The organism is Endozoicomonas atrinae (assembly GCF_001647025.1).
Lineage (GTDB): Bacteria > Pseudomonadota > Gammaproteobacteria > Pseudomonadales > Endozoicomonadaceae > Endozoicomonas > Endozoicomonas atrinae.
In genome coordinates, this window is the sequence record NZ_LUKQ02000269.1 from 1 (window position 1) to 6,931 (window position 6,931).

Sequence of the window (6,931 nt, forward strand, 5' to 3'; positions counted from 1 at the left end):
AGGCGCATCTTACCGCGCCAGCTTGATTTGTCAACCGATTGTTTTTCATTCATTTCAAAACAACCAACTTTCAAACCGCACTTCCCGGTCAGCGATGAATGTTCATTCTGCTGATCCGTGGGTGACCGTTTCAGGAGAGCCCGTGGAAGAGCGGCGCATTCTACGCAGGTCAGGATAAAAGTCAACACCCTGTATTTTTAAGCCCATAAAAAAAGCCGCTTTTCAGCGGCTTTTTTTTAGAATGTCTAATCAACATCAGGCTTCCATAGAACCTTTCAGCTTTTTCATCGCATTCTTTTCTAACTGGCGAATACGCTCAGCAGACACTCCATACGTATCAGCCAGCTCGTGAAGTGTTGCCTTTTCTTCTGCCAGCCAACGTTTTTGCAGAATATCCCGGCTGCGCTCATCCAGCTGTGCCAGAGCATTTCTCAGCTGAGAAATAGAACTATCAGACCAGTCAGCGTCTTCAAGCAAAGAAGAAGGATCCGAGTTACTGTCTTCCAGGTAATAAGCAGGTGCCTGATAAGCGGTGTCGCTATCATCATCCGCATAACCATCAAAAGCGGTATCCTGACCGGCCATTCGGCCTTCCATCTCACGAACCACCTTAGCCTCAACACCCAGGTCTTTGGCTACAGCGTCCGCTTCATCATTGGTTAACCAGGACAAACGTTTTTTAGCGCTGCGCAGGTTAAAGAAGAGTTTGCGCTGCGCTTTCGTGGTCGCAACTTTAACAATGCGCCAGTTGCGCAGAATAAATTCATGTATTTCCGCTTTGACCCAATGCACCGCGAAGGAGACAAGCCTTACCCCTACCTCAGGGTTAAAACGCTTAACCGCCTTCATAAGGCCAACATTGCCTTCCTGAATCAAATCCGCCAGTGGCAGACCATAGCCGGAATAGCTTTTGGCAATGTGAACAACAAAGCGAAGGTGAGACATTACCAGCTGGCGAGCCGCTTCCAGATCATTATGAAAGAAGAGGCGCTCAGCAAGGGTCTTTTCCTGTTCAGCAGACAACACAGCAATACTGCTGACTGACGCAACATACGCATCAATATTGCGGCCAGGAACTAACATATCGACTGGTTGAAGACTGGTGCCCATAACTGACTCCGTCAAGATACCCTCTTAATTGGACTCTATTAAAGTAGTTGAAGTTCAAACTAATACTAATAATAACAACAATTAGCTTTATAATCGCTATCGACTTTACAGGACATTTTCTTACTTTACACGGACTAATCCGGTACTAAAGCCTGAAAATGTCGATAACAGCTGCTCATTGCCCCCAGAACACCGAACACTATTCCGGAAAGCAGCAATATGCCTAAAATACTAAAACCGGGACCGGATAACACCATCTCACTATTATACAGTCCGGCAATATCCATCATTTCATGACTCAAGACAGTTAATAAAGAAAAAACAATAACTTGAGCCAGAACAGCACCGATCACGCCATACCAGATCCCCATATAGATGAAGGGCATGGCGATAAAACCCCGTGTCCCGCCCACCATACTGATAATTTTGATTTCATCACGCCGGCTTTCAATGCTGAGGCGCACAGTGTTGCTGATCACCAGAATCACGGTAAGCCCAAGAATTCCACCCAGCATGACGGCAAAGCGTTCCAGCATGGTTAATATTGCCTGAAGCCTCTGCACCCATTGCCTATCCAGACGAACCTGGTCGACCCCATCCATTCGTTGAAAATGAATTACGGCATCATCCAGTTGTTCAAAAGAAGCTTCACTGACAGGCAACAGCTCAATCACACCGGGTAATGGATTAAACCCAAGCTGGGTGATTACATCCTGCAACCCGGCCTTTTGCTGAAAGTCACTCACCCCTTGCTCAGGTGATATATAGACAACCTCTTTAATCAGCGGGTTTTCACGGTAATCTGCAATGCGTTGATCGATAATTTTCTGGCTAACCCCATTATTGAGGTAGATAGAGATTTTGGGTTGCCCATCCCAGGTAGCCCCAAGCACCTGAACATTACTCACCAGCACAAACAGCAAAACCGGCAGAGAAAAGGCAACAGCGATCAGCAAACTGTTTAACAAACTGGCCACAGGGTTCTTCAGCAAGCGATTCAGTGCATCCTTACCCTCCTGTCGATGCAGACTAAACAGCGAATGCAGCGTCAGGGTAGCTGCAGCCTGACGATTAGCACCTCTTTTGTGGGTATGAGCCTCTTTATGAACAGTGCTTCCAGTAGACTTTCTCACACCAGCCTTTTCATCCACTGCTCGCTGTCGGTGGCCATCCTGTTGACGTCTGTTGTTCTTATTAAAAAGACTCACTGAACCTCCTGGTCTGCAACCAGCCTGCCATGATCCAGAGTCAAGATACGGTGTCGCATTCGAGCTACCAGCGCCAGGTCATGACTGGCAATCAATACGGTAACCCCCACCTGATTAAAGCTCTCAAACAACTTCATGATTTCGGTAGATAACTGAGGGTCAAGGTTTCCGGTAGGCTCATCCGCAAGAATCAGGGCTGGACGATTCACCACTGCCCGCGCAAGACCAATGCGTTGCTGTTCACCACCAGAGAGAGCAACAGGAAATAGCTTTTCCTTGCTTAATAGCCCAACCATATCCAGCGCAGCTCGAACCCGGCCAGCGCAATCACTGGGAGAATAGCCTGCAATAAGGAGTGGTAAAGCAACATTATCAAAGACGGTACGATCAAACAGCAGCTGGTGATCCTGAAAAACCACACCAATATTGCGGCGGAGATAGGGGATGCGACTGTTCTTCAGAGCCCGCAGGTTATGGCCTCCCACCCAGACCTGACCTGCACTGGCCCTTTCAAGAAGCATGATCAGCTTCATCAGGGTACTTTTCCCTGCACCAGAATGGCCTGTCAGAAACGCAATCTCCCCCCGTTCCAGGTGAAAACTGACCTGTTCAAGGCCAACATGACCTCCCGGGTAACGCTTGCTGACACCGTCAAAGCGAATCATCCAGCTGTCCTTAATCTATCCTTCTTGGATGCTATTCAAGTAGCCAACATCAGGGGGCTGCTAAAACGATTTAATGAGCGACACTTGCCGCTCACCAGCCACTGCCTCAACCTTCCCGGGAGAATAGTGCTTTAACAAACTCTTTACCCGAGAACGGTCTCAGATCATCAATCTGCTCACCCACCCCCAGGAAACGAATAGGGAGTTTCATCTGTTTGGACAGTGCGAAAATCACCCCACCCTTAGCGGTTCCATCCAGTTTGGTCAGGGCCATTCCGGTTAACTGAACAGCTTCATGGAACAGGCGAGCCTGGCTCAGGGCATTCTGCCCGGTACCAGCATCCAGCACCAGCAACACCTCATGAGGCGCATTAGGGTCCAGCTTCCCGAGAACCCGCTTCACCTTTTTCAGCTCCTCCATCAAATGATCCTTGTTATGGAGGCGACCAGCGGTATCGGCAATCAACACGTCGATATCGCGAGCCCTTGCTGCTTCGAAGGCATCAAAAATAACAGAGGCACTGTCAGCACCAGTATGCTGGGCAACCACCGGAATCTCATTCCGTTCACCCCAGACCTGCAGCTGTTCAACAGCAGCCGCGCGGAATGTATCGCCAGCTGCGAGCATAACCTTGCGGCCTTCAGACTGAAATTTACGAGCCAGCTTGCCAATGGTGGTGGTTTTACCCACACCATTCACGCCCACTACCAGGATAACAAAAGGCGTGTCCTGTTCAGGAATGACCAGTGGCTGGTCAGCAGGCTCAAGAATATCAGCAAGCTCGGATTGCAGCGCAGCCATCAGGGCATCGGCATCATCCAGCTCTTTGTACTTAACTTTCTGGGTCAGCTTTTCAATAATTTCAGTGGTGGCTTCAACCCCCACATCAGCGACCAGCAACTGAGTTTCCAGCTCATCCAGAAGGTCATCGTCAATCTCTTTTTTACCGATGAACAGTTCTGCAACGCCTTCGACCAGAACGTTACGGGTTTTGCTCAGCCCCTGACGCATCCGGGCAAAGAAGCCCCCTTTTGCTTCAGGCTTGCTCTCTAGCTCAACGGGCGCTTTTTCGGGCTGTATTTCTGGCTCAGCAGCTTGAGGAATTTCAGTAGCTGCTGTTGCAACCGGGGCTTCTTCATCAGAAGCCTCTGGTGCTTTATGGGTGGGTTCATCCAGAGTCTCATGATGAACAGGCTTATCTTCAGCGTGCTGAGCAATCTCAGGCACAACATCAACAACACTGGTTGAGGATTCAGAAGCCGACTCTGGAGTAACTTCGGGTGTTTCTACAGTGGATACAACGTCTTCTACTGCAGGCTCAGCCTTTGGCTCTACCTGTTCTTCAGAAACGTCATTCTGGGTACGTCGACCCCAGGGCCAAAAACTGCGTTTGGCTTTTTTCTCATCGTCTTTGCGCGAACCGAACATAGACTACTTCAATAACCTTGGTGGGAACGCCTGATGAATGTCAGGATTGTCATATATCTGAAGCCTGTCCGGAGTCGTTTCCGTAAAAGCAAATGAAAAGCAATGACAATCAATCATGCAGGCTATGAATAATCGCTTATCCTATCTTAATTCAGGCTGTCACGAAATGAACTTTCTTTGGGAAAGTAGTCCAACTTTCATGAACCCGAATGAAACAATCCACAATAAAAGATTGCTACTCTGGGCAACTGGAGGTCTGGCGCTTATTTTTCTGGTTTATTTTATTTCACCAGACTCCGTTACCTATACACATCAAGCCACCATCACGGAAAGTGAAATACCCCCTTCCCGTGACACCCGTCCAATCAATGAGGCGGTATCTCATGTGAGTTCAGACTAGCAGGCTCTGCTTACACTCTCCGCGTATTATTGCTCTGAGCAGCGAAAGCCATGACAGCCAGGGAGCCACAGCCAGAAAAAACGATTAATGGCCAGAGACTTCCTGTTGGAAAAAGTGTAACCGCAGCCGTACCGAGCAAACAGACCAGAATGGCTTCAAGGCAGTAGTACAGGGCAACCCCAGTACCGGCAATATCTTTGAATTCAGCCAGAGCCCCTGTTGCACAGACAGAGCAGGTAATACTGATACCAATCGCAATGACCATCATCGGTAACAGTAAGACCAGAGCATCGGGTGATTGCAGAATGTTTCCCAGCAACATCAGCAAAGCACCAGACAGAATCACCGCCATACCCAGCCTTAGCGTACCAGAGACACCAAACTTACGGGCTATAGATCCGGCAAACCGGCTGACAACAATCATCACCACCGCAACCATGGCGAACAACAGACTGAACATAAAAGGCGAGTAACCCAGCCTGCCCATCAAAATATCTGGAGCAATGGAGAAGTAGACAAAAAAAGACCCCATGGCCACGGTAAAGCCCAAGGTATAATAGAAGAAAAGCTCTGGAGCTGACAACCCGGACAAATGCATCGGTTATACACACGTTAGATACAGAATGGTTGGTTTCAGGCCAGCAGAACAGCGCATGCACCCCAGCAACCGTTCCAGCTATAGCCAGACTCCAAAACACCGACTCCCAACCAAACCAACCAGTCAAAAGTGATCCGACAATAGGCCCCAGTGCCGGTACAAAAGCCAGCATCCCACCCAGCAGAGCATACAATGTAGCGGCTTCAGGCTTATGCCCATACACATCCCTGACCGTTGCAAACGTTGCCACCAGGGCCGCTGAACCGCCAGCTGCCTGACAGAGTCGCAAGAAGATAAAAGCTTCTATAGACCCCACCACCGTCAAACCAATAGAACACAGGACAAAAAGCAAACTGCCAAAGAGCAACACAGGCCTGCGCCCATAACGGTCAGATAACGGCCCAAAGATCAGCTGACCACATCCCAGCATCAACATATACAGGGAGAGCGTTAACTGAACCATCAACGGTGATGTTGAGAAATAATCCCTCATCCCCGGCAATGCGGGCAGATAAATATCCATCCCCAGAGAGGCCAAAAGATCAAAGGGCACCATCAACATTAGGGTACGCGTCAAAGAGAAAGTCCACGTTTCGTGTGACGATGAAATGTTTGAGAATGACAAGACAATAAAACTCCGTCAGAAGCGAAGAATACGTTTCTGCGGCATATCGGAAGGTATTTCTGACAAGCCACAGCACCAGATAGATGCTGTGGCTTAAGTTCGTGTTCTGACCATTGGCCTCATGGTAGGAACTCACATGGTAATTACATGGAAGCGGCCCTCCAGCATTGGAGAACTTTCAGACTTTAACACTGTCCATTATCAAAGCGTTGTAAAGGTAACATTTTCCAGGCGTCTGTTCATCACTTTTGGCTCTCGTACGTATGTTTCGTTTTGCCGGTTTTGAGTCATAATGCGTGGCTTTTCATGGAGAAAACTGAGAACAGGTTGTCATGTATCATCCTTAAATAAAACAGGTAAAAGTCATGTCCGATGTGCAAGTGCGTTCATCCACTGTCCCAATGTCACCTCAGACAATGACCCTACCTCATCTTGAAAAAAAAGAAGCAGAGTTTGATCATAGAACCGTTGAGGAAGTGCTCCCCGAAAGAACGACAAAACGCATAGGTCTCTGTGGTTTAGGGGTTGTCGGCTGCGGCACGATTGATGCCCTGGGCCAAAATAGAACTATCCAGACTACCAATGGCGACATAACACTAGTCATCACTCATGCTGGCTCTCGTAGCGGAGTTCCCCGCTATGATATTGATGAAACATATCGCGAGCATATAGCGTTCACTCAGGATGTATTGGATATTCCTGATCAGGATGATGTAGATATCGTTGTGGATGTCACGGGTGGAACCAGATCAAAAGCGGTGATTGAAAAGGGAATGTAATTTAAATTGTGTAAACGCTTGTCGTTAATACTCCAAAATGGAGAATAACAATGAGCGTTGAAATCAACGAAAAACTGGTAGATCAAATAGCCAGTCAGATTAAAACTCAGGATGATC

General features: G+C 48.3%; 8 protein-coding genes. 2 read left to right on the forward strand and 6 right to left on the reverse strand.

The genetic code is table 11. The annotated features are described in order from the left end of the window. Nucleotides 1-255: 255 nt before the first annotated feature. From rpoH to ftsY, 4 genes are all read right to left on the reverse strand, one after another. Entirely contained in the window at nucleotides 256-1,110 is an 855-nt protein-coding gene (gene rpoH / locus AK963_RS23645; RefSeq protein WP_066017861.1) for an RNA polymerase sigma factor RpoH, read from the reverse strand. Nucleotides 1,111-1,244: 134 nt separating this feature from the next. Beyond that, nucleotides 1,245-2,318, reverse strand: a complete 1,074-nt coding sequence (gene ftsX, locus AK963_RS23650) for a permease-like cell division protein FtsX (RefSeq protein ID WP_066017862.1) — start codon at nucleotides 2,316-2,318, stop codon at nucleotides 1,245-1,247. Then, the gene (ftsE, locus tag AK963_RS23655) at nucleotides 2,315-2,983 is read right to left on the reverse strand and encodes a cell division ATP-binding protein FtsE (protein WP_066017863.1); all 669 of its coding nucleotides are present in this window, start codon (nucleotides 2,981-2,983) and stop codon (nucleotides 2,315-2,317) included. The genes ftsX and ftsE overlap by 4 nt, the downstream gene beginning before the upstream one ends. A gap of 106 nt (nucleotides 2,984-3,089) precedes the next feature. Continuing rightward, complete coding sequence (gene ftsY / locus AK963_RS23660) at nucleotides 3,090-4,412, reverse strand: signal recognition particle-docking protein FtsY (protein ID WP_066017864.1); 1,323 nt, start codon at nucleotides 4,410-4,412, stop codon at nucleotides 3,090-3,092. Between the two features lie 166 nt (nucleotides 4,413-4,578). Here ftsY and AK963_RS23665 point away from each other — a divergent pair, with 166 nt between their 5' ends. After that, nucleotides 4,579-4,812: a hypothetical protein gene (locus tag AK963_RS23665; RefSeq protein ID WP_066017865.1), complete on the forward strand. Its 234-nt coding sequence runs from the start codon at nucleotides 4,579-4,581 to the stop codon at nucleotides 4,810-4,812. 10 nt (nucleotides 4,813-4,822) lie between these two features. Here AK963_RS23665 and AK963_RS34970 read toward each other — a convergent pair whose 3' ends face one another. After that, entirely contained in the window at nucleotides 4,823-5,239 is a 417-nt protein-coding gene (locus AK963_RS34970; RefSeq protein ID WP_202969846.1) for an MFS transporter, read from the reverse strand. Next, on the reverse strand, nucleotides 5,196-5,987 hold the full coding sequence (locus AK963_RS34975; protein WP_202969847.1) for a Bcr/CflA family efflux MFS transporter: 792 nt from the start codon (nucleotides 5,985-5,987) through the stop codon (nucleotides 5,196-5,198). Before AK963_RS34975 ends, AK963_RS34970 begins: the two co-directional genes overlap by 44 nt. Nucleotides 5,988-6,400: 413 nt before the next feature. Between AK963_RS34975 and AK963_RS23675 the strand changes: the two genes are divergently transcribed. Next, entirely contained in the window at nucleotides 6,401-6,814 is a 414-nt protein-coding gene (locus AK963_RS23675) for a hypothetical protein (RefSeq protein ID WP_066017866.1), read from the forward strand. Nucleotides 6,815-6,931: the final 117 nt, after the last annotated feature.